Source organism: Marinifilum sp. JC120, from assembly GCA_004923195.1.
Taxonomy (GTDB): Bacteria; Desulfobacterota; Desulfovibrionia; order Desulfovibrionales; family Desulfovibrionaceae; genus Maridesulfovibrio.
The window spans coordinates 1-812 of the sequence record RDSB01000101.1 but is presented as its reverse complement, the minus strand read 5'-3'; the positions used below and the strand labels follow the sequence as shown (position 1 = coordinate 812).

General features: G+C 53.6%; 1 protein-coding gene. It reads left to right on the top strand.

The features are described from left to right. A partial coding sequence (locus D0S45_20580) for a shufflon system plasmid conjugative transfer pilus tip adhesin PilV (GenBank protein TIH07331.1) occupies nt 1–724 on the top strand: 724 nt, incomplete at its 5' end. Between the last annotated feature and the right edge of the window lie 88 nt (nt 725–812).

Below are 812 nucleotides of genomic sequence, written 5' to 3'. Positions count from 1 at the left end.
TTCAGCTCCTTCAGCCGCTGCCATGGTCGGCGGTGCTGGTGGCTATATCCCAACCGGAGATCTTCCCGGCCAAAGTCCTACCGAGCTGCGCGGTTCTTACGGCGGCTGGACCGTCAATCTTGCCGGGACAAACATTCCGATTCCCAGCCCCGGACACATCGGCGGACGCGCTTTCCTGCGTGAAGGAGATATCAGTCAAGATTTCCTCTACCGCGTGAAAGTTCCCGGCCATCCAGAACTGAACGAAATGTCCACCGAGCTGGATATGACCGACCACGCCATTGAAAATGTGAAGGAAATCAAATTCGCAGAGCACACCATCGGCGACATCGATGCAACCGGCTTTTGCGGAGATCCTGAGAAGGAAGGCCGCATCTTCTTTGATCCCGCAGTTGGCCTTTACATCTGCCGTGAAGGTGAACCGCAAATCCTCGCCGACACCGGCAATTCCCAACTTTTCAAGGACGCAACTTACGCCACAGACGGCGAATTAATCCCCAAACCGACCTGCCCTCCGGGCGTGACTTCAGTCCCGCAAATTTTCGTGGCTCCAGCAGTCTTTGCCGAAGGCGCACAGTCGCAAGCCTTCGTAGCTGTCCAGTCATGGGCAACGGATGAAGGCGACAATTGGCGCGTACATCTGCGCATCAAAGACGTCACCGACACATGGGTATCCCCTCCCGCCGGATACGGCAAAGTAATGGTTCTGACCACCTGTAACTAAAGGAGAATATCATGAAGATAGAAGAAAAAAGACCAATGTCATTCAGAACTTTAATTATGATTGTTTTTGCCTGCATCGCTCTACTCGT